Source organism: Streptomyces sp. NPDC002306, assembly GCF_053593435.1.
The window spans coordinates 1-1,062 of the sequence record NZ_JBSFCK010000152.1 but is presented as its reverse complement, the minus strand read 5'-3'; the positions used below and the strand labels follow the sequence as shown (position 1 = coordinate 1,062).

2 pseudogenes are annotated in these 1,062 nt (G+C 70.7%); both read right to left on the bottom strand.

Going from position 1 to position 1,062, the window contains the following annotated elements:
• Window positions 1–149 (bottom strand): annotated as a pseudogene (locus ACWCQK_RS42555) (2-oxoacid:ferredoxin oxidoreductase subunit beta); the annotation flags it as partial.
• Window positions 142–1,062, bottom strand: a pseudogene (locus ACWCQK_RS42550) (2-oxoacid:acceptor oxidoreductase subunit alpha); the annotation flags it as partial. The pseudogenes ACWCQK_RS42555 and ACWCQK_RS42550, both read right to left, overlap by 8 nt.

Below are 1,062 nucleotides of genomic sequence, written 5' to 3'. Positions count from 1 at the left end.
GCGGCGAGGATCGCGTAGTCACCGCAGCCGGGGCACCAGCGGACCTCCTGGTCGGTCTTGAAGTCCTTCATGGACTGCGCCGCCTCGGCCTTGGGGACGAGCGAGAGTGCCTCGATCGTGCCCGTGCCTTCCGTGGACGTCTCAGCCATCGATGGCCTCCTTGAACGCCGCGGCGAGCTGTTCCGCCTTGAACGGCATGCCGTTGACCTGGTTGTACGAGTGGGCGTCGACGAGGTACTTCGCCCGGACGAGGGTGGCGAGCTGGCCGAGGTTCATCTCGGGGATCACGACCTTGTCGTAGCGCCCCAGCAGCGCGCCGAGGTTGCGCGGGAAGGGGTTGAGGTGACGCAGGTGGGCCTGCGCGATGGGCTCCCCGGCCGTGCGCAGCCGGCGCACCGCCGCAGTGATCGGCCCGTACGTCGATCCCCAGCCCAGCACCAGCGTGGCCGCCCCGTGCGGGTCGTCGACCTCCAGGTCGGGCACCTCGATCCCGTCGATCTTGGCCTGCCGGGTGCGGACCATGAAATCGTGGTTGGCGGGATCGTAGGAGATGTTGCCCGTGCCGTCCTGCTTCTCGATCCCGCCGATCCGGTGCTCCAGGCCCGGCGTGCCCGGGATCGCCCACGGCCGGGCCAGCGTCCCCGGATCCCGCTTGTACGGCCAGAACACCTCACTGCCGTCGGCGAGCGTGTGGTTGGGGCCCTGGGCGAACCGCACCCGCAGATCGGGCAGCTCGTCCACCTCCGGGATCCGCCACGGCTCCGAACCGTTGGCGAGATAGCCGTCCGAGAGCAGCAGCACCGGAGTCCGGTACGTCAGGGCGATCCGGGCCGCCTCCAGCACCGCGTCGAAACAGTCCGCCGGAGTGCGCGGCGCCACCACCGGCACCGGCGCCTCACCGTTGCGCCCGTACATCGCCTGCAGCAGGTCGGCCTGCTCCGTCTTGGTCGGCAGCCCCGTCGACGGCCCGCCGCGCTGGATGTCGACCACCAGCAGCGGCAGCTCCAGCGACACCGCCAGCCCGATCGTCTCCGACTTCAGCGCCACCCCCGGACCCGACGT